This window comes from Flavobacterium silvisoli (assembly GCF_004329815.1).
GTDB classification, from domain to species: Bacteria; Bacteroidota; Bacteroidia; order Flavobacteriales; family Flavobacteriaceae; genus Flavobacterium; species Flavobacterium silvisoli.
Genome location: NZ_SJPE01000002.1, coordinates 104,470 through 123,719, shown reverse-complemented (window position 1 = coordinate 123,719; position 19,250 = coordinate 104,470). Strand labels below are relative to the sequence as shown.

Here is a 19,250-nt window from a genome sequence, read left to right as displayed (position 1 = left end):
TGAAGATTTGTGAATTTGAAATAACTAAACCAACGACCAGCAACCAACAACCAACAACTGAAATGGCAAACGAACGTATCATATTAGGAATAGACCCGGGGACTACCATTATGGGGTTCGGACTGATAAAAGTAGTCAACAAAAAAATGGAATTTCTGCAACTGAACGAGTTGATTTTGAGTAAATATGACGATCATTACACCAAGCTGAAAGTTATTTTTGAACGCACCATCGAACTAATTGAAACCCATCATCCTGATGAAATTGCCATTGAGGCTCCTTTCTTTGGTAAGAATGTACAATCGATGCTGAAGCTGGGGAGAGCACAAGGAGTAGCTATGGCAGCGGGTTTGTCGCGGCAAATTCCTATTACAGAGTACGAGCCCAAAAAGATTAAAATGGCCATAACCGGCAACGGAAATGCCAGTAAAGAACAAGTGGCCAAAATGTTACAACAGCTTCTGGGGTTGAGAGAACTGCCAAAAAACCTGGATTCTACTGATGGTTTAGCGGCGGCGGTTTGTCATTTTTTTAATTCGGGGAAAGTGACAGCAGGAAAGAATTATTCAGGTTGGGATGCTTTTGTGAAACAGAATGAAAATAGAGTCAAAAAATAGCCGGAAAATCTTCCGGCTATTTTTTATTTTAATGGCTGTTTATTCAGCATATTGGTATCTGAAGGTTCCTTCAGTAACGGAATAGTCAGGAGTGGTTTGGTTTTCAAGATCATCAACTGTGTTAAACTGGAAAGTTCCTTTTACAATTTTAGTTGTAGTGTTTACTTCAGTGATGATGATGGTTCCGTTTTTAGTGTTTTCGGAAATATCATTAGAATTATCGATTAAATCAATAAAATGAGAAGGCGGTGTGTCAAAGGTTTCCTGACCAAGAATATAAGTGCCTACTGCTATATCTGATTTTTTTAACCAGATATTGATTTCGGGATTGCCCCAAACACCACCGGACCTTCCTTGTAGCATCACGTAATCTTCCAAAGGATAATAATTCCAGATGTTAGTGTTTGAAAACATGTTACCGCCAAAGGGATTATTGGCCTGAAACGTAGTGCCGTTGATTTTTGCTGTCATGGCATAAGTTGGAATTTCTTCTGAGCTTCCACCATCAGATGACGAGGAGCATGATGTTAATGCCAACGATACCGTTAGCAGTAAAAAAGCGATTTTTTTCATGATTAGAGTTTATAGTTTTTGCTAAAATATAATTTTAATTAATAATTAATTAAAGTATACACTTTTTTTTAATAAAAAAAGAAAGGATATTTAATTAGTATCCTTTAATTTGTTTTAAAGACTTTTTATGTCTTTTCTCTTTTTGCTGTTCTATAACATACCATTAATCGGACTTACTTAGAGATTTGATATATTTGTCAGACTTATGTCTGGCATTTATATTCATATCCCTTTCTGCAAACAAGCTTGTCATTATTGCGACTTTCATTTTTCGACTTCATTGAAGAAAAAAGATGAAATGTTCAGTGCATTGGCAACTGAAATTCAATTGCGTAATGAAGAGTTCAAAGATGAAGTAATCGAGACAATCTACTTTGGCGGTGGTACGCCCTCTATTTTGGCAATAGATGATTTAAAATTCTTAATTGCGGAAGTTTTCAAAAATTACACGGTCATAGCAAACCCCGAAATTACAGTAGAGGCCAATCCCGACGATTTAACCGAACAACGAATAATAGAATTGTCCCAAATCCGAATCAACAGATTGAGTATCGGAATCCAGTCGTTTTTTGAAGATGATTTGAAACTGATGAACCGCGCGCACAATGTTGAAGAAGCCCAAAAGTGTTTAGAAATAGCCACCCGATATTTCGATAATATTACCATTGATTTAATTTACGGCATGCCGAATATGAGCCAAGAAAAATGGCTGCAGAACATTGAAACGGCTTTATCTTATAACATTCCGCATATTTCCAGTTACGCACTAACAGTTGAGCCTAAAACGGCTTTGCATTCATTCATACAAAAAGGAATCATCCCGAAACTTGACGATGAGTTGGCTCAGCAACATTTTCACCTACTCGTAGATAAATTGGAAGAAAACGGATTCATTCACTACGAGTTGTCCAACTTTGGCAAAGAGCACTATTTCTCTAAAAATAATTCGAGCTATTGGTTAGGCAAAAAATACATGGGAATAGGACCTTCGGCTCATAGCTATGACGGCAAACGCAGAGGATGGAATGTGTCAAATAATGCTCTTTATCTGAAGGCTATAGCCGAAAATAACTTGCCGATGGAGACGGAAACGCTCAGTAAAACCGATCGCTACAACGAATACATTATGACCGGTTTGCGTACCATTTGGGGTGTTTCTTTGAACAGAATTGAAACCGAATTCGGGGAAAAATATTTGAAGTATTTAAACCGGCAGGCGGCAAAATACATCGAAGATCATTTGTTGTATATAGAAGATAATGTTTTGCGAACCACTCGCAGCGGGAAGTTTTTGAGTGATGGAATTGCGTCCGACTTATTTTTGCTAAATTTGGAGTAAAATAATTCTATTGAAAGCTACTATCAACTCTGAATTTGAAATCGATTTATCAAAACCCATTGATATTTCGATTCCGTTATCCGATACTGATGAAAATCCGATTGCTTGGTATATTGAAAAGCCTATTATTGAACCGGTAAAATTTGGTGATTGGGTAGGCAAAGTATCCGAAGGCAGTTCCACTAATTTCAATAATATTTTTTTTAACCCACACGGTCACGGCACGCATACGGAGTGTTTGGGGCACATTACCCGTGAGTTTTACAGCATTAACCAATGCTTGAAACAGTTTTTGTTTTTGGCCAAATTGATTTCTGTAGAACCCATAAAAATCAACAACGATTTGATTATCACAAAGGCGCAAATCGAACAGGAATTACAAGGCAACACTCCGGAAGCCCTTATCATCAGAACACGACCAAATGAGGAAATAAAAAAACATAAAAACTACTCACATACCAATCCGCCTTACCTTGAAGAAGCTGCGGCTGTTTTTATTCGCGAAACCGGAATCAAGCATTTGCTGATTGATTTGCCAAGCGTTGACAGAGAAGAGGACGAAGGAAAATTATTGGCACACAAAGCGTTTTGGAACGTAAAAAATACCGATAAACTTAATCCTGATGCGCGGTTAGATTGTACGATTACCGAAATGATTTATGTAAATGATGAAGTCAAAGACGGAGATTATATTTTAAACTTGCAAATCGTACCGTTTGAAAATGATGCCAGTCCGAGTAAGCCTATTTTGTACACACTAATATGATAATCGTTTCTACAGATAAAAGTAAACTGGATGTTCCTTTCATCCAACATTTTTTAAAAGATATTTATTGGGCAGCCGGAAGGACGATTGAAGAAGTTCAGACGACCATTGACGCATCGGTTTGCTTCGGAATTTATTTGGATGACCGACAAATTGGTTTTGCGCGTGTCATTACCGATTACGTGGTTTTTGCTTATTTGATGGATGTTTTTATTGATGAGAAGCACAGAGGTAAAGGCTATGCTTCTGTTTTGATTGATGCCATGATGAAAGAACCTCAATTACAACAAGTAAAGATTTGGCGTTTGGCCACTTCAGACGCATATTTTTTATATAAAAAATTCGGATTTACAGCTTTGGCGCATCCGGAGAAAATGATGGAAAAAGTAATAAAATGAAAATAACAATTCAATTAGAGGAAGCAGGATTGTTTCTTTTGGGGATATTTATGTTCAGTCAGCTTTCTTTTGACTGGTGGTGGTTTTTGGTGTTGATTTTGGCGCCTGACATATCAATGATTGGATATGCTTTCGGAAACAAAATAGGAGCAGTGAGTTATAACCTTTTTCACCACAGAGGAATAGCGGTTTTGGTTTATTTGTTAGGTATTATTACCGCAAATCATGGGTTGCAATTAATCGGCATTATACTTTTGGCTCATGCATCTTTGGACCGAATGTTGGGTTATGGTTTGAAATACGACAAAGGGTTTAAATACACTCATTTGGGTGAAATTGGGAAAAAGCAATAAAATGAATATTCAGCAATTTTACGAATATTGTCTTTCTAAAAAAGCAGTTACCGAACATTTTCCGTTTGACGAGGATACTTTGGTTTTTAAAGTAGGCGGAAAAATGTTTTGCCTGACTTCGTTAAAAGAATGGGAAAAAGGAACCCCGGCACTCAATTTAAAATGCGACCCGGAATGGGGAGAAACCCTTAGAGCCGAATATGAAGCTGTAAAGCCGGGCTATCACATGAGTAAAATTCATTGGAACACGGTTGATTTTAATAGCGATGTTTCTGACAAAATGATGTGTGAACTCATCAATCATTCCTATGACTTGGTCTATAAGTGTTTGACTAAAAAACTACGAGATGAAATAGAAAAGGAAGCCGGGTAGCTTCCTTTTTGTTACATGGATTTTTTTTGTTTTTCTACAAAACCATCGGCTTGAAGTTTTAATAATTCTATGGCTCCTTTTTTCTTGTAGTTGTAGAGCTCTTTATCCTGCCTGATGTCGGCATATACTTTATCGTAAATATCGGCATCGGTTTGTTTTTGCAATTCGCTTTGGTAACGGTTTTGAGAAATCACATTTTTGATGCCCATTTCTTTGTCTTCCTGCTTGAAATCGTATTCGCCTTTGGGCGATAACAATTTGGCAATGATAGGGGAGGTTTCTATAGCTAAAAACAAAAGCATAATGAAAAATGATGGCAACCAAGGTAACTTTCCTAATGCATTGATTCGGGCCATCAATCCATCAAAATTGTCAATAATAGGTTGGGTTTCGGTTACTTTCTTGTCCAAGTCAGCCTGCAGTGTTTTGGCTTTGATTTCTTTTTCGGCGATGATTTTGGCGCTGGTGGTTTTTAACGAGTCCAGTTGCTTTGCGGCTGCATCGTGTGCGGCTCTTTTTTCTTTATAGATAGGCCCCTTTCCCATTTTTTTGGTTCCGGCACTTCCTTCTGCTTCAGTAATATAAGATTGGTACAAATCGGCTACTTCCTTCTCTTTTCGGGTGATATTCAATTTTAAACTGTCTATTTCAGCTTTGTTTTTGTCAACATCAGTTTTAAAATAATTGCTTACCTGAGTTTTATTAGCGATGGCCAATTCATTTTTTTCTTTTAGTAAAACAGCATTGATTTCTTTTTCAAAAATTTTGATTTCCAGTGGTTTTGAAATCACTATGGCTATGATGATTGCTAAGATGATTCGGGGTGAGGCTTGAATAAACTCATCCATGAACCGCTCTCTTTTTTTAATCGTAGAAACGATAAACCGATCGAGATTAAAGATTAAAAACCCCCAAATCAATCCAAAGAAAACAGCGGTATAGATGTTATCAAAAACAGTAAACAGCGCATAGCTGGCGGCAATAAAAGCCATAATTGCAGTAAAAAATACGGTGGCTCCAATGCCTGCGTATTTGTTTTGTTCGCCGTTGGAACAAGAGTTCACGATGTCACGGTCGACACCAGAACACAAGAGGAAAAAGTGTTTCAGCATGATGATTGATTTTTGATTGATGATGATTACGCAAATATAACGCCAAAATTCTTTAACGAATTGTAAATGCCGGTGTTAAATGTTTGAGTGTAGTATAAGTTTTAAGTTTTTTTAAAATACATGAAATAATCGTAAATAATTTATTATCAAATAGATGTGTGTGTTTAAAAGTTGTAAATTAGTACTCCTCAAAATAAACTCTTCCTCAAATCGTTTTCTGTCCCAAGTTTCAAATTTGAATTGAACAACCAATTATAACCAATTTTGAAATTATGAAAACAATCAAAACATTTTTTTTAGCAGCCTTTTTAGGAACGCTGCTGCTGAGTGCCAAAAGTTTTGCTCAGGACGACAATAGTTATCTGGTAACGGTAACTAAACTCCACTGGAATATGGATTTACAGAATTTTTCGATGGATGAATGGAAAGCTGTTGAAAAAGAATACCTGGACAAAGTAGTCAAGAAAAATGATTTCATTCTAGGACAGGAAGTTTTGCTGCACAACTTTACAGAGGATAATACAGAGATATTGCTGGTAACCACCTATGAAAATTGGGGAGCCATTGAAAAAGCTCGGGTTAAAGAAGACGAATTAATCGAAGCCGCTTGGCCAAATGGAAAAACCAGAAAAACGTATTTTGAAAAAAGAGGAGCATATTATGACCACCATCATTCGGATGAAATTTATGCAACTATGCCGGGCGGCAAAATCCCGAAGGGTAATTTTGATAAAGACATGATTTATTATGTGCGAGTGAGTCATTTTGCTTTCCCCAAAGACGGTACAGAGAAAGAATTCAACGAATTGAGTAAACAATATTTTGACGCTGTTACCAATAAGAATGATTTCATCAAGGCCTACTATCCTAACAGTCATGCTTGGGGAGCCGACAACACCCAGTTTACCGAAGTGTTTTTGGTAGATACTCTTGCTGATTTGGACAATGCTTTAAATAAAAACAGAGATTTATTCAGAGCAACTTGGAATGATGATGCCAAGAGAAAAGCATTTAATGATAAAATGAACAAGTATTTCACAGGGAAGCACGGCGATTATATTTACAAATCAGTTCACGAATTAACCAAATGATAAAGAGGCACCAATTAGGTGCCTTTTTCATTTTGCTTCTTCCGAAATCAATTCCCCTTTCAGGTATTTTTTGATGCCGATAACTTGGTCGTTTTCATCAAAAAAGAGCCAATCACCGGTTAGGTACCAATGCGTACCGTCTTTTTCTTCTAAAATCATGGACTGTCCTTTTGAAGTTACTTTTCCGTTATGGTCAAAGGTTTCGATGTAGCAAATAGTATCCCGGTATTTTTCGGTTTTTACCAGTCTTCGATTTTCGTAGTATTTCCATGTTTTGATTTCACGGCTTTTGTTATACTTGCCTTTAGATTTATAAAGAACATTGTTTACCGTGTCTTTATAAACCCATTTCCCTTCTTTGTAATGATTAACGGTCTTGTTGGTTTTACAGCTGCAACAAGCCAAAAACAAAACATAAAACGCAATAATAATGAGTCGTTTGAGAGCCATAATAAAAAATCCGTTTGTTATTAAACGGATTTGATTATAATTTACGATTTGGATAATTCCACGAAATACTTGTAAAATAACGGTATAGTTTCAATTCCTTTCAAATAATTGAAAACTCCGAAATGCTCGTTTGGCGAGTGAATGGCATCACTGTCTAAACCGAATCCCATCATGATGGTTTTTGATTTCAGTTCTTTTTCAAACAACGCTACAATAGGAATACTGCCTCCCGAACGCACCGGAATGGCCGGAACTCCAAAAGTTTCAGTATAAGCTTTGGATGCGGCTTGATACCCTATACTGTCAATTGGCGTAACATAACCTTGTCCTCCGTGATGGGGTGTTACTTTTACTTTAACCGCCTTGGGAGCTATACTTTCAAAATGTTTGGTAAACAATGCGGTGATTTCTTCCCAATCTTGATTCGGAACCAAACGCATTGATATTTTAGCATAAGCTTTGCTGGCAATCACGGTTTTGGCACCTTCACCGGTATAACCGCCCCATATTCCGTTTACATCTAAAGTTGGACGGATTGAGTTTCTTTCATTGGTCACATAACCGGTTTCACCATAAACATCTTCGATATTTAATGCTTTTTTATAGTTGTCCAAATTAAATGGGGCTTTGGCCATTTCGGCTCTCTCAGCAGCAGATAATTCTTCAACTTTGTCATAAAACCCGGGTATGGTAATGTGATTGTTCTCGTCGTGTAACGAGGCAATCATTTTAGCTAAAACATTAATCGGATTAGCTACAGCACCACCGTATAAGCCAGAGTGTAAATCGCGGTTGGGTCCGGTAACTTCTACTTCTACATAACTCAAACCACGTAAACCGGTAGTGATACTGGGTTGTTGATTAGAGATCATTCCGGTATCAGAGATTAAAATCACATCGTTAGCCAATTTTTCTTGGTTTCTTTCCACAAACCAACCTAAACTTTTAGAACCCACTTCTTCTTCACCTTCAATCATGAATTTTACGTTACACGGAAGGCAATTGTTTTGAATCATGTATTCAAAGGCTTTCACGTGCATATACATTTGACCTTTGTCGTCACAGGCACCGCGAGCAAAAATGGCGCCTTCCGGATGAATATCAGTGGTTTTGATAACCGGTTCAAATGGAGGAGAGGTCCATAACTCCATAGGATCAGGGGGCTGCACATCATAGTGCCCGTAAACCAAAACGGTTGGTAAATTCCTGTCGATTATTTTTTCACCGTACACAATTGGATAACCTGGTGTTTCGCATATTTCAACTAAATCACAACCGGCTTTTTCCAAAGAAATTTTTACGGCATTGGCCGTGTCAATGACATCTTGGGCATAAGCACTGTCAGCACTTACGGAAGGAATTTTTAAAAGTTCAATTAATTCGTTGATAAAACGCTCTTTGTTTTGCTGAACGTAGTTTTTTATGTTGTCCATTTTTGGTTTAATAAATGATAATGTCAAATATACAAATTCCGCTATCAGAAATTTCAAAACGCAATTTTTTTAGAAAATAAAAGTGGTTGGAATTTGGTATTTGAAAAATATGGCTATATTTGCACTCACAATTTTGCGGGTATGGCGAAATTGGTAGACGTGCCAGACTTAGGATCTGGTGCCGCAAGGCGTGTAGGTTCGAGTCCTATTACCCGCACAGAAAAGCTCCGACGAAAGTTGGAGCTTTTTCATTTTCAACAATTTAGTTAATAAAATGTTCACAGTTTCTTTTGAATGAGCTTTATCGTTTTGTGAAATGCCATTACTTTTACAGCATTAATTCATGATTTGAATTTATTGTATAAATGAAAGGGAATCGGCTTATGATCACTGCTTTGTTGGCAATTTTTGGATTTGTTTTATTGGCATTATCAGTGTATTTGCTAACTAAAAACAACTCTAATACTATTTCTGCCGAAAAACAAAAGCAATTAGATGAAGCCATTAAACAGATTGAAGTACTTCACGCCGAAATTTTGGAGAAAGAAAAAATAGTTTCCGAAAACGAACAAAAAATCAAAAGTTTAAAATCACAGTCGATGAGTCACACTATGGGACAAAACATGCCCATCATCGAAATTGTTGACAATGATTTAAGCGAAGGAAGCACCAACGAAGACGGTTCCAAGAAAGTACACAAGCTGATGTACCACCACCAAATCAGATTTTATTTGCTTAATGCCGGAAAAAATTCATTAAAAGATGTTATTTTCTCCATCAAAGACGATTACAATCGGAATAAGGAAAAGAAGAAAAAAACAACTGCAACCGCCAATATAGATTATACAGGTAAAAAAGTAGACAGCGACGAACTGGGTGTTTATGAAAATATTGAAGTCAATACGTTGAACCTGAAATCAAAAAAACTGATTTATACCAGCAATTTGCCCGGAAGTTTTGGAGTAGGAGACTACGAATACCATTTGATTATCGAATGGAGTCAGGGTTTTTATCAAATGCTGGTTAAAATAGAAGAGATTGATGGTAAATTAAAATACAATTACGAGTTTTTTGATGTGGATGGCAAACCCATTGATTTCAAAAGCATGGAAACCAGTATAGCCAATTAAATTAAAAAGCCTCTCCGTTTAAGAGAGGCTTTTTGATTATTTTCCGGTTGCAATCCACTGGTCAATTTTCTTTTCTAATAATGCCAATGGCATCACTCCTGATTCGAGTACTTTTTGATGGAAGACCTTGATGTCAAATTTGTCTTTGAGTTGGTCTTGTGCTTTTTGTCTCAATTCCAATATTTTCAATTGTCCTATTTTGTATGACAATGCTTGTCCCGGAATGGCCATATAACGTTCAATTTCAGATATGATGCTGGCTTCGCTTTCGGCTTCGTTTTCCAAAGAATAAGCAATGGCTTGTTCGCGGGTCCATCCTTTGGCATGTAAACCGGTGTCGACCACCAAACGAATGGCACGGTGCATTTCATTACCTAACATTCCAAAGTATTGAAAAGGATCGGTGTATAATCCCAGTTCTTTTCCTAAACTTTCGGTGTACAAAGCCCAACCTTCGCCATAAGCTCCAAACCAATTGAACTTTCTGAAATCGGGTAAGTCTTTGTTTTCCTGTTGCAGCGAAATTTGGAAATGATGTCCCGGAATGGCTTCGTGCAAAAACAAATCCTCATCTCCGTAGTAGTTGTAATTGGCTACATCAGGAATCGGCACATAAAAAGTTCCGGGTCTTGTGCCGTCAGCAGAACCTTGCATGTACTCGGCACTGGCTGTTTTTTCGCGGAAGGCTTCTGTTCTTTTGATTTGAAAAGGAGTCTTTGGCTGCAATGAAAAAAATTTGTTCACATTAGGGGTGATGATTTTGTGTATTCGCTCAAAATTAGCAATCACTTCTTCCGGTTTTTTGAACGGTTTCAGTTTCGGATTGTTTCTCACGTAATCAAAGAACTCGATAATGGTTCCTTTGAAACCAACTTGTTCCTTCACTTTTTCCATTTCGGCTTTGATGCGCGCCACTTCTTTGAGTCCTAATTCGTGAATTTCTTCAGGAGTTTTATCAGTCGTGGTCCATTGTTTTACATAAACTTTATAAAGCTCGTTTCCGCCTTTAATACTGCCAATCCCACTGGTAGTTCTGCACGCCGGAACGTATTCTGTTTTCATGAAAGCAATCAGTTTTTGAAACTGCGGGGTTAATTTTTCATTGATTGCTGCACTATATTGTTGAGATAAATTGCTTTTTTGTTGTTCGGTAAAATCAGCCGGGAATTTTTTACAGCTCGAGTAAAACAAATTGTCTTCCGTTTTTGGAGTGATAATCGATTCAAATTGAGGAATTACTTTCTCGGCTAACGCTTTGGGCAAAGTCACTTTTTGTTGCATTCCCTTTTTCATGTATACCATGGCAGAGTCAATCCAAATCGAATACAAATCAATTCTTTTCAGGAAATTTTCATAATCTTTTACGGTTTTGAAGGGTTGTGCACTTTCGGCGCTGGCAAATTGTCCCATGGTCAAATGCGTTCCGTCAAACTGTTCTATCGGCACCAAATTGGCGTTTTGTTTCAGTAAATCGAGCCCAACTTCAGCTTCCCATTTCATGATGTCATAGCTGTTCTGTTCTTCGGCGGTAAGCTTTGATGTGTCAATAGTCTGCAACTCATCCAAATATTTTTGGTAAAATGCTTTTTTCTTATTTCGGTACGAATCAGTCATTTCAAAAACCAATTGATCGTTGTATTCGCTCTGACCGTTTAAGGTGGCTTCTAGCGGATTCAATTCGTTTTTCTCTTTAAAATAAGCAGCGGTTATCGCTTTGAAATCTTGTGTTTTCTGCTCAGACTTACAGTTTACAAAAAGCAATGACAAAAAAAGCATCGCTGAAAAAGAATATAAGTTTTTCATAAAGAATGGTTTAGTTCGATAAAACTATCTGTTTTTGGTCAATAGATTTGTTAATGATATGATAAATTATCCGTGGTATACCCTCGAAGCAATGATTCTGCTGTCTTTGATTTCCAACACCTCGGCCACCAACATATCGTCTTCATTGGCCACCGTTCGGATGTATTCCATAAAAACCCGATCGGAATTTGAGGTCAGTGAAGTTACTATATAATGCAAAGTAGGCAAACGGTCAAAGGCATCCTGCCACCAAGAGCGCAAAGCTTCTTTTCCGCTAACCAAGCCTTTGGTTTCGGGATGACGTAGTTTTAGTTTCGGACTGAAATGTTCCGCTTCCTCATCGTATAATGATAATAGTTTTTCCAGGTTGTGCGCATTAAAGGCTTCAAACCAAAGATGCGCAATTGATAAGTTTTTTTCTGCTGACATAATTGTTAAATAAAAAATCCTCTCGTTATCAAAACCAGAGGATTCTCAAGGATAAATATACTTAATTAAACGTTTTTCAAATTGATAATCTCCTGTTCTGTCAGGAAACGCCAATTGCCTCGCGGTAAATTCTTTTTGGTCAATCCGGCAAAAGAAACGCGGTCAATTTTTAAGACATCGTATTTAAAACTTTCAAAAATAGCACGAACAACTTTTACATTAGGAGTTCTCAGTTTCAACCCAATTTCGGTTTTAGGCTCTCCGTCTATATACGAGATTTCATCTACAAATAGTTTATGACCGTCAAGAGTAACACCACCCGCAATTTTCTCTAAATCTTCAAATTTCAAATTGCGATCGAGGGAAACCTGATAAATTTTGGTCGATTTCTGGTTGGGCAAACTGAACTTTCGAATCATATCCGTATCATTGGTAAATACCAATAGACCGGTAGTATTTTTGTCCATTCTGCCGATGGGTTGCAGTTTGGCTTTGGTTGCTGCCCGTACCAACTCCAATACATTTCTGTGATCGCCATCGTCTTCGTTTGAAGTCGTGAAATTTTTGGGTTTGTTAAGCAAAACATATTCCTTGCGCTCCGGCGTCAAAACAGCTCCGTCAAAATTGACTACATCGCCCGGTTTTACCTTGTACCCCATTTCGGTAATCACTTCTCCGTTTACTTTCACATTCCCTGATTGGATGTAAATATCTGCATCACGACGCGAGCATACGCCCGAGTTCGAGATGTACTTGTTCAAACGGATATCGTCTGATTTTAAAGCTCTGGGTGAGTTTTGACGCACGGTTTTTTCAGGTCTTCCTCCTTTTTTTGCAGCGTTTTCAGCGGCGGCGGGGTTGTCCTTTTTTGGTTTTTGCGAGCGTTTCGGCAGTGCTGGCTTTGGTTTGTTCGCGCTAGGTCTGGAACTGTTGGTTCTGGAGCTACTTCGTTTATTATTGCCGTCTTTCTTATTCATGGGAATGTCATTTACCGGGCAAAGATACGCTTTTCTATGGATAGTTTTTAGCCCCGATTGCAGCAGTTACCGTGTAACGCGGAAAGCGGGAAAATGGTGTAGCAATGGCGCTGAGCTTTCGCTCCTCATTTGTTACAATTTCAGGAGCCGTTTGCCGTGAATGAGGACTTCCGGATTGATAAGCATAATGCTGAAAACTCCCGATACCACCAAAAATTTTAAAATGTTATGCAGTTTCAGATAATCGGGTTTGGTATTAGATTTCCACAGTTTTTGTAGAAAGAAAATCAGAATAATCAGACTGATATAAAAGTAAATATCCATGTATCCTACATCATAAACTTCGATTAAAAAATAAACCGGAATCACGGTTGAAAGTGTCAGCAAAGTGATGATTTTTTTGGAAAAAGTTTCTCCAAATAACACAGGAATCGTTTGGTAATCATTGGCGATATCGCCTTTAATGTTTTCCAAATCCTTGATCATTTCCCGAATCAGAATCAACAAAAACAAGAAAGTTGCATGAGCTAAAATCTGCGGATATAAGGTTTTGTAATAAAGTAAAATGGCAAAAAAAGGAAGCACAGCCAAAAAAGAAGCTGTCAGGTTCCCAACTACCACAATCTTTTTGAGCTTGTGCGAATAAAACCAAATCAGAAAGATGTAAACCGAAAAAAACATCACGGCACGAAAAGACACAAAGCAGGCCAGAAGCGCCACAATGAAATTTACGGTAAAATAAACCTCTAGTTTTGTTTTCTGACTCACCAGCCGGTCGAGTTGTGACTTATTTGGCCTATTGATTAAATCTTTCTTGCTGTCGTAAAAATTATTGATGATGTAACCCGAAGCAATGGTCAACCCCGAAACCAAAACAATGATGAACAGATTGAAATCGAGCAAAACGCTCAGAGCCCTCTTGTTTTCGGGAGCCAAAATGAAAATAGCAGACAAGTACTGCGCCAATACAATGACCGGAATGTTGTAGCCGCGCACCACAGAAAACAGACTGATGATTTTCAGTATGCGATGCTTGTTTTTTCGGCTTAACATTAGTGTTTTGGGTTGTGAATTAGAATTGGTAAACCACCTCCAGTTTGTAGTCTTTGAGCGATTGTTTGGCTTTTTCTAAATCCTGAGTGAAGCCCAAAATGTAGCCTCCTCCCCCTGAACCGCAAAGTTTTAAATAGTAATCGTTAGTGTCAATCCCTTTTTGCCAAACTCCGTGAAAAGCTTCCGGAATCATAGGTTTGAAGTTGTTCAATACGACCTTCGACAGTTTTTTGGTGTTTTCAAAAAGCGATTTCATATCGCCTCCCAAGAAATTTTCCACACAAGCATCGGTGTATTTTACAAATTGGTTTTTCAGCATTCTGCGGAATCCTTCTTCTTTTAGGTTTTCCATGAAAATATTGACCATTGGAGCCGTTTCGCCCACAATGCCAGAGTCTAACAAAAACACGGCTCCTTTACCGGTAGCGCTTTGCGACGGAATGCCGGTTGCTTCAATATTATCCTTAGAATTAATCAGAATTGGTATACTCAAATAGCTGTTCAACGGGTCAAGACCTGAACTTTTACCGTGAAAAAATGATTCCATTTGAGCAAAAATAGCTTTCAACTGCAACAGTTTTTCACGCGTCAGATTTTCCAAAACCGTGATTTTAGCATGGGCATATTTATCATAAATAGCTGCTACCAATGCACCGCTACTGCCTACACCATACCCTTGCGGAATGCTGGAGTCAAAGTACATGCCTCGCTCAACATCTGTTTTCAGGGTATCGATATTAAAGGTCACTAAGTCGGGTTGTTCTTTTTGTAATTCTTCCAGATAGGTGGCAAATCGCTTCAAACTTGCATTAGAAGCAATGGCTTCCTGAGAGGGATTTTCATCCACTTTCAAAGCGCCGTTGTAAAAGTTATAAGGAATGGATAAGCCTTTAGAATCTTTGATAATTCCATACTCCCCGAAGAGTAAAATTTTTGAGTAAAATAAGGGTCCTTTCATATTTTAATGGATAATTAACAATGGATAATTGATAATTATTTTGTTTTAGAAGTATTAATTATACTGGTCAACAACTTTAATAATTCGACTATTCTTGGTTTTATATTTTCAAATTCGGTCTGACTTAGATACTCCGTTTCGTGTAACAAACCTAACCAATATTCAGTTTCATTGGCTTCTTTTAAAGCAATTGATAATTTGTGTACAAAATCAGTCTTGCTTTGAGCATGTTATGATTCTCTGATATTCGCACCTATTGATGTGCCGGAACCTAACAATTGTTTAGATAAAACAAATTCCTTTCTTTCAGTTAAAACTTTATAAAGAGAAACTATTTCTATGGCAAACGCATAAGATTTGTCATTTATAACGTTTTTCTTCAACACTCTTTAATTTTGCAATTATCAATTATCAATTATCAATTATCAATTATCAATTATCAATTGACTTCCAAATCCAATTCCATCACAAATATAGTTACCATTTTGACAATAGCCAACTAATTCAGCCGTAATAAATTGCAAAACACTTTCTTTGACATTTTCAGGATACAGCACATGCACATTCGCTCCGGCATCGAGCGTAAAACAAACCGGAATTTTAGTCTCGTTTCTGAACTTCCAAATTCGGTTAATGATTTCCAAAGTATTGGGCTTCATCAAAATGAAATAAGGCAACGAAGTCATCATCATGGCGTGCAGTGTCAGCGCTTCGCTTTCTGTAATTTCTATAAATTTTTCCAAATTACCAGTTTCCAAAACACTTTTCATCGCTGACAAATTAGTATGAGCCTGCTCAAATCGCTGTTTGGCAAAAGGATGGTTGTGCATCAAATCATGACCAACGGTGCTGGAAACTTGTTTTTCGCCTTTATCAACCAAAAGAATGGTATCCTGATAATTTTTGAAATTGTCATGGATTTTTGATGGAAATGCTACGCCAAATAAATCGGAACTGCCATCAATTTCGGCATGATTTCCCCAAACTACTACGCTGCCTTTTACACTTCGGCAAGCACTTCCGGAACCTAATCGCGCCAAGAAAGAAGCTTTTTGATAAAAGTAATTCTCTGTCATGGTTGGCTGTAATGCTTTTTCCAAACTCATAATATTCATTGCCAAAGCGGCCATTCCCGAAGCGGAAGATGCAATCCCGGAACTGTGCGGAAAGGTGTTGTGGGTGTCAATCGTAAAATGATAGTTTTTCAAATAAGGGCAATACGCTTCTATACGCTCCAAAAATTTTTGAATCTTGGGTTTGAACGCTTCTTTGGGTTGTCCTTCAAAAAGCAAATCGAAAGAAAAAGCGCCATCTTTTTCACGGGATTGAAAACCCAATTTAGTGATGGTTTTACAGTTGTTGAGCGTAAAACTAACGGAAGGATTAGCCGGAATTTGGTTGTCTTTCTTTCCCCAATATTTTACCAAGGCAATGTTACTGGGGGCACTCCATTGAAAAGTTCCGTTTTCAATTGTGTTGGTGAAATTTGGAACAACAAAATCCTTTTCCGTCATCATAAGGTTGAAATTTTGGCAAAGATACTTTTTTTAAAAATAGTAAAAAATTGTGTGGTATCTTTGGCTAAAATAATTTGAAATGCAAAAAACGCTCCGTATAGCTACTGTAATCATGACTTGTTTGGCGGTTGGTTATTTTTCCAGTATTGTGACCCGGGATAATATTCCTACTTGGTATGCTCTGCTTAATAAGCCCGTTTTTAATCCGCCGAATTGGGTTTTTGCGCCGGTTTGGACGGTTTTGTATGTACTGATGGGATATGCAGCAGGAAGAATTTGGAATCTGATTGATAGGGATGAAGCCAATGTAAAACGAGCTTTCATTTTCTTTTTGGTGCAATTGGCATTGAATGCTTTATGGTCATTCTTGTTTTTTGGATTGCAGAATCCGATGTTGGCTTTCTTCGAAATATTGCTTTTATGGACGATGATTTTTGAAACCTACAGTCAGTTCAAACGAATTGACAAAGTAGCTAGTTATCTCTTGCTGCCTTATTTAGCGTGGGTAAGTTATGCTACAGTTTTGACAGGAAGTATTTGGTATTTAAACCGCTGAAAAAGTCCCGAGTAATCGGGACTTTTTATTTGGTGCTTATTGAATGATGAGTTTTTTGATTTGTTTTGATTTGCTCTTTGTTTTAAGTTCAACAAAGTAAATTCCTTTTTCCAATGTTGAAACATCAATGTCTGACGATAAGGCGTCAATTGTTGTCATGCTCTTGACCATTTTACCTGAAACATCGTAGAATCGGAGTTCATCGATTTTGTCATTCGCATTCAAACTGATTTTTACATAGTGCTTGGTCGGATTCGGGTATAAATTGAAGGATTCCGATGCTGCAAAAGATGAATTTCCCAAACTACTGAAAAACTCTGTGTTAAAAGTATTCGTCACAATGGGCGGATTATAGTCAAAATAAATCGCAGCCGAATTCGGAATGATGTCTCCTGCTACATAACCGGTTTTGGGTTTTATTTTGAAGAACACATAACCGTGGCTTTGATCCGGTTGGCTTATGGTAGGAGGTAAGTTGATGTTGTAAAAATGCCAAGTCAGTTGATTTCCGGCAAGGGTTGTGTTAACCGCATGGCTGGAACGAATCATTTCAAAAGTACTTTCATCTAAACTGGCATCGAGCGTATCTTCAATTCTTATAAATTCAGCATTGGCAGTACCCGTATTTTCAAATTGAATCGTGTAATACAAGTAATCATTATCGGTAAAAGTATCGAGTCCTATTTTACCGCCGTGGGATTCGCTTTTGTCATTAGGATCGTAAGAACCCACTAAAATTTGGGATAAACTGTAATTGTTATTTAAGGGAAAGGCATCGGTGTTTAATGAGGAAACGGTTGCTGTATTGGTAAGTATATCTCCTAAGTTTACCGAAGGTATGGTGGGTACCTGCATATTTACCAAAATATTGAGGGTTTGGTTGGGAGCTAAGTTGTTAAATGTATAGGTGAAGCCTATTGGAGTCATAGTAACGCCACTTTGAGAAACATTGATAATTGAAACGGCTGAGGCTTTCGTGAATGTTAAAGTAGCTGTACTTATATTTTGTGGTCCGTTGTTTTTTATGCGTATGTAATTGATATATGTGAATCCCGGTCGTGGACTGTTACTTGGCAGTATTGTTACTTCTAAATCTTCATAAGACTGAAGTTGTGTTATCGGGAAATATAAGATTTGAGAACCGCCACCGGGGATTATAATATTGGTGTAATTCGTAGAGGAACTAAAATAGGGAGTGTAAGCTGATGCCACATCAAAATGAATGGAATAGCTATTAGTTGGGTTGTCATCAAAAACAAAATAAGCCCCATTATTAGGATAACCGTAAGTTGGTGTTCCTGAATTATTAATTTCATATGTAAAGAGGCCATAGTTGAAGTCATTTTCATTCAAATCTTTAATGCCATTATTATTGCTGTCAACGAAAGCGACTAGATTTAGATTATCATAGCAAGTTCCGTTATTGGTGCAATCGTAAGTACAAAAGTTACTCGGTCCTGACCAGTCGCTTTTTTGAGCAAAAGAACATATTGAACGTACATAGTAGGTGTAACAAGTATTAGGAGTCAAACCTGTCACAACAAAGGGGATTGTTGATGAAACTATGTATCCGTTAGTGTTAGGTAAAGGAGCCGGAGTGTTTGGCGGACTTACAAAAACTTCCCAAGCAGTAGCATTTCCTGTTTCATTCCAATTTAATACTGCTGAGGTTGGTGTGATTGAACTTGACACTAATTGTGTAGGCTTTGGACAATTTGAAGTCAATGAAGCTTCCACAGAAACATTATCCAGTAACCAACAATCACCACCCAAAGTTGCGGTTGGCTGTGTAAAAACACGAACAAAAGCTATATATATACCTTGTCCGGAAAAGGCAGACAGATTTATAGTTTTTTCCTCATAAACATCGAATGTGGTGCTTAATTCATTCTCTGTAAATTGTGCCAAAACAGTGTATGAACCTATATCAGTTTGACTAGCTGTCATCGGCGCGACTCTTATTTGATATAAAGTTCCCTGATTACCGCTGAAAAAAGTTCTGCTCCAAAATTTTAATTGACCGTTCATCGGTATGTCTACAAGTGGAGTAATAAGATAATCTTCTCCAGTGTTATTCAAACCGATATTTTCATTTGAAACATAAGCGGCATTGGCACCTTGATATGGGATAGTATTGTTTGTTTTCCATTGTTCCATTATTCCAAATTCATTGGAGAAAAAGGCCCAGTTGCCACTGGATAGTGTCCAGACGGAGGTAGGATATAGGTCAGGGCCGTAGGTGTTTTCAAAGCCTTCAAAGAATTGTGAAAAACCTGCGATGGAATACAATCCAAGACATAGTGAAAGTAGCAGTTGCTTCAT

20 protein-coding genes, 1 tRNA gene and 1 pseudogene are annotated in these 19,250 nt (G+C 37.6%); 10 read left to right on the top strand and 12 right to left on the bottom strand.

Annotation, left to right across the window (positions count from 1 at the left end; translation table 11 throughout):
* Window positions 1–62: 62 nt before the first annotated feature.
* Window positions 63–617 (top strand): crossover junction endodeoxyribonuclease RuvC, encoded by a 555-nt coding sequence (gene ruvC, locus EZL74_RS02880; protein ID WP_131475232.1) that lies wholly within the window; start codon window positions 63–65, stop codon window positions 615–617.
* Between the two features lie 39 nt (window positions 618–656).
* Here ruvC and EZL74_RS02875 read toward each other — a convergent pair whose 3' ends face one another.
* Window positions 657–1,190 (bottom strand): DUF6252 family protein, encoded by a 534-nt coding sequence (locus EZL74_RS02875; RefSeq protein WP_131475085.1) that lies wholly within the window; start codon window positions 1,188–1,190, stop codon window positions 657–659.
* A gap of 205 nt (window positions 1,191–1,395) precedes the next feature.
* On the opposite strand from EZL74_RS02875, the gene hemW reads away from it, so the two are divergent.
* Genes hemW through EZL74_RS02850 form a run of 5 tightly spaced genes read left to right on the top strand, consistent with a single transcriptional unit; the run spans window position 1,396 to window position 4,419 of the window.
* Window positions 1,396–2,529, top strand: a complete 1,134-nt coding sequence (gene hemW, locus EZL74_RS02870) for a radical SAM family heme chaperone HemW (protein ID WP_131475084.1) — start codon at window positions 1,396–1,398, stop codon at window positions 2,527–2,529.
* Window positions 2,530–2,539: 10 nt separating this feature from the next.
* On the top strand, window positions 2,540–3,295 hold the full coding sequence (locus tag EZL74_RS02865; protein ID WP_131475083.1) for a cyclase family protein: 756 nt from the start codon (window positions 2,540–2,542) through the stop codon (window positions 3,293–3,295).
* Window positions 3,292–3,693 carry a GNAT family N-acetyltransferase gene (locus EZL74_RS02860; RefSeq protein WP_131475082.1) on the top strand — a complete coding sequence of 134 codons (402 nt, stop codon included), beginning with the start codon at window positions 3,292–3,294 and terminating at the stop codon, window positions 3,691–3,693. The genes EZL74_RS02865 and EZL74_RS02860 overlap by 4 nt, the downstream gene beginning before the upstream one ends.
* Window positions 3,690–4,046, top strand: a complete 357-nt coding sequence (locus EZL74_RS02855) for a DUF4260 domain-containing protein (protein WP_131475081.1) — start codon at window positions 3,690–3,692, stop codon at window positions 4,044–4,046. The genes EZL74_RS02860 and EZL74_RS02855 overlap by 4 nt, the downstream gene beginning before the upstream one ends.
* Window position 4,047: 1 nt before the next feature.
* Window positions 4,048–4,419 carry an MmcQ/YjbR family DNA-binding protein gene (locus tag EZL74_RS02850; protein ID WP_131475080.1) on the top strand — a complete coding sequence of 124 codons (372 nt, stop codon included), beginning with the start codon at window positions 4,048–4,050 and terminating at the stop codon, window positions 4,417–4,419.
* A gap of 11 nt (window positions 4,420–4,430) precedes the next feature.
* Here EZL74_RS02850 and EZL74_RS02845 read toward each other — a convergent pair whose 3' ends face one another.
* Window positions 4,431–5,531: a DUF4407 domain-containing protein gene (locus EZL74_RS02845; RefSeq protein ID WP_131475079.1), complete on the bottom strand. Its 1,101-nt coding sequence runs from the start codon at window positions 5,529–5,531 to the stop codon at window positions 4,431–4,433.
* A gap of 272 nt (window positions 5,532–5,803) precedes the next feature.
* On the opposite strand from EZL74_RS02845, the gene EZL74_RS02840 reads away from it, so the two are divergent.
* Window positions 5,804–6,622, top strand: a complete 819-nt coding sequence (locus EZL74_RS02840) for a hypothetical protein (protein WP_131475078.1) — start codon at window positions 5,804–5,806, stop codon at window positions 6,620–6,622.
* Window positions 6,623–6,649: 27 nt separating this feature from the next.
* Here EZL74_RS02840 and EZL74_RS02835 read toward each other — a convergent pair whose 3' ends face one another.
* On the bottom strand, window positions 6,650–7,072 hold the full coding sequence (locus EZL74_RS02835) for a hypothetical protein (RefSeq protein WP_131475077.1): 423 nt from the start codon (window positions 7,070–7,072) through the stop codon (window positions 6,650–6,652).
* A gap of 41 nt (window positions 7,073–7,113) precedes the next feature.
* On the bottom strand, window positions 7,114–8,505 hold the full coding sequence (locus EZL74_RS02830; protein ID WP_131475076.1) for a dipeptidase: 1,392 nt from the start codon (window positions 8,503–8,505) through the stop codon (window positions 7,114–7,116).
* Window positions 8,506–8,640: 135 nt separating this feature from the next.
* On the opposite strand from EZL74_RS02830, the gene EZL74_RS02825 reads away from it, so the two are divergent.
* Both EZL74_RS02825 and EZL74_RS02820 read left to right on the top strand, forming a co-directional pair.
* A tRNA-Leu gene (locus tag EZL74_RS02825) sits at window positions 8,641–8,722 on the top strand.
* Between the two features lie 148 nt (window positions 8,723–8,870).
* Window positions 8,871–9,635 (top strand): hypothetical protein, encoded by a 765-nt coding sequence (locus EZL74_RS02820; RefSeq protein ID WP_131475075.1) that lies wholly within the window; start codon window positions 8,871–8,873, stop codon window positions 9,633–9,635.
* Window positions 9,636–9,671: 36 nt separating this feature from the next.
* On the opposite strand, the gene EZL74_RS02815 is transcribed toward EZL74_RS02820, so the two are convergent.
* The 7 genes and pseudogenes from EZL74_RS02815 to mvaD form a co-directional block, all read right to left on the bottom strand.
* Window positions 9,672–11,438, bottom strand: a complete 1,767-nt coding sequence (locus EZL74_RS02815; protein ID WP_131475074.1) for a DUF885 domain-containing protein — start codon at window positions 11,436–11,438, stop codon at window positions 9,672–9,674.
* Between the two features lie 66 nt (window positions 11,439–11,504).
* Window positions 11,505–11,867: a nuclear transport factor 2 family protein gene (locus EZL74_RS02810; RefSeq protein WP_131475073.1), complete on the bottom strand. Its 363-nt coding sequence runs from the start codon at window positions 11,865–11,867 to the stop codon at window positions 11,505–11,507.
* 65 nt (window positions 11,868–11,932) lie between these two features.
* Window positions 11,933–12,844: a pseudouridine synthase gene (locus EZL74_RS02805; protein WP_131475072.1), complete on the bottom strand. Its 912-nt coding sequence runs from the start codon at window positions 12,842–12,844 to the stop codon at window positions 11,933–11,935.
* Between the two features lie 132 nt (window positions 12,845–12,976).
* Window positions 12,977–13,897 (bottom strand): geranylgeranylglycerol-phosphate geranylgeranyltransferase, encoded by a 921-nt coding sequence (locus tag EZL74_RS02800; protein ID WP_131475071.1) that lies wholly within the window; start codon window positions 13,895–13,897, stop codon window positions 12,977–12,979.
* A gap of 19 nt (window positions 13,898–13,916) precedes the next feature.
* Entirely contained in the window at window positions 13,917–14,855 is a 939-nt protein-coding gene (locus EZL74_RS02795) for a mevalonate kinase family protein (protein WP_131475070.1), read from the bottom strand.
* Window positions 14,856–14,890: 35 nt separating this feature from the next.
* Window positions 14,891–15,238 (bottom strand): annotated as a pseudogene (locus EZL74_RS02790) (four helix bundle protein).
* Window positions 15,239–15,280: 42 nt separating this feature from the next.
* Complete coding sequence (gene mvaD / locus EZL74_RS02785; RefSeq protein ID WP_131475069.1) at window positions 15,281–16,372, bottom strand: diphosphomevalonate decarboxylase; 1,092 nt, start codon at window positions 16,370–16,372, stop codon at window positions 15,281–15,283.
* Between the two features lie 79 nt (window positions 16,373–16,451).
* Here mvaD and EZL74_RS02780 point away from each other — a divergent pair, with 79 nt between their 5' ends.
* Window positions 16,452–16,928, top strand: a complete 477-nt coding sequence (locus tag EZL74_RS02780; protein ID WP_131475068.1) for a TspO/MBR family protein — start codon at window positions 16,452–16,454, stop codon at window positions 16,926–16,928.
* 36 nt (window positions 16,929–16,964) lie between these two features.
* On the opposite strand, the gene EZL74_RS02775 is transcribed toward EZL74_RS02780, so the two are convergent.
* Complete coding sequence (locus tag EZL74_RS02775; RefSeq protein ID WP_131475067.1) at window positions 16,965–19,250, bottom strand: T9SS-dependent choice-of-anchor J family protein; 2,286 nt, start codon at window positions 19,248–19,250, stop codon at window positions 16,965–16,967.

Excerpts from the sequence above, each read along its gene's own strand:
- ruvC (WP_131475232.1), top strand. The coding sequence starts at position 63 with ATGGCAAACGAACGTATCATATTAGGAATAGACCCGGGGACTACCATT.
- EZL74_RS02875 (WP_131475085.1), bottom strand. The coding sequence starts at position 1,190 with ATGAAAAAAATCGCTTTTTTACTGCTAACGGTATCGTTGGCATTAACA.
- hemW (WP_131475084.1), top strand. The coding sequence starts at position 1,396 with ATGTCTGGCATTTATATTCATATCCCTTTCTGCAAACAAGCTTGTCAT.
- EZL74_RS02860 (WP_131475082.1), top strand. The coding sequence starts at position 3,292 with ATGATAATCGTTTCTACAGATAAAAGTAAACTGGATGTTCCTTTCATC.
- EZL74_RS02855 (WP_131475081.1), top strand. The coding sequence starts at position 3,690 with ATGAAAATAACAATTCAATTAGAGGAAGCAGGATTGTTTCTTTTGGGG.
- EZL74_RS02850 (WP_131475080.1), top strand. The coding sequence starts at position 4,048 with ATGAATATTCAGCAATTTTACGAATATTGTCTTTCTAAAAAAGCAGTT.
- EZL74_RS02845 (WP_131475079.1), bottom strand. The coding sequence starts at position 5,531 with ATGCTGAAACACTTTTTCCTCTTGTGTTCTGGTGTCGACCGTGACATC.
- EZL74_RS02840 (WP_131475078.1), top strand. The coding sequence starts at position 5,804 with ATGAAAACAATCAAAACATTTTTTTTAGCAGCCTTTTTAGGAACGCTG.
- EZL74_RS02835 (WP_131475077.1), bottom strand. The coding sequence starts at position 7,072 with ATGGCTCTCAAACGACTCATTATTATTGCGTTTTATGTTTTGTTTTTG.
- EZL74_RS02830 (WP_131475076.1), bottom strand. The coding sequence starts at position 8,505 with ATGGACAACATAAAAAACTACGTTCAGCAAAACAAAGAGCGTTTTATC.
- EZL74_RS02820 (WP_131475075.1), top strand. The coding sequence starts at position 8,871 with ATGAAAGGGAATCGGCTTATGATCACTGCTTTGTTGGCAATTTTTGGA.
- EZL74_RS02815 (WP_131475074.1), bottom strand. The coding sequence starts at position 11,438 with ATGAAAAACTTATATTCTTTTTCAGCGATGCTTTTTTTGTCATTGCTT.
- EZL74_RS02810 (WP_131475073.1), bottom strand. The coding sequence starts at position 11,867 with ATGTCAGCAGAAAAAAACTTATCAATTGCGCATCTTTGGTTTGAAGCC.
- EZL74_RS02805 (WP_131475072.1), bottom strand. The coding sequence starts at position 12,844 with ATGAATAAGAAAGACGGCAATAATAAACGAAGTAGCTCCAGAACCAAC.
- EZL74_RS02800 (WP_131475071.1), bottom strand. The coding sequence starts at position 13,897 with ATGTTAAGCCGAAAAAACAAGCATCGCATACTGAAAATCATCAGTCTG.
- EZL74_RS02795 (WP_131475070.1), bottom strand. The coding sequence starts at position 14,855 with ATGAAAGGACCCTTATTTTACTCAAAAATTTTACTCTTCGGGGAGTAT.
- mvaD (WP_131475069.1), bottom strand. The coding sequence starts at position 16,372 with ATGATGACGGAAAAGGATTTTGTTGTTCCAAATTTCACCAACACAATT.
- EZL74_RS02780 (WP_131475068.1), top strand. The coding sequence starts at position 16,452 with ATGCAAAAAACGCTCCGTATAGCTACTGTAATCATGACTTGTTTGGCG.
- EZL74_RS02775 (WP_131475067.1), bottom strand. The coding sequence starts at position 19,250 with ATGAAGCAACTGCTACTTTCACTATGTCTTGGATTGTATTCCATCGCA.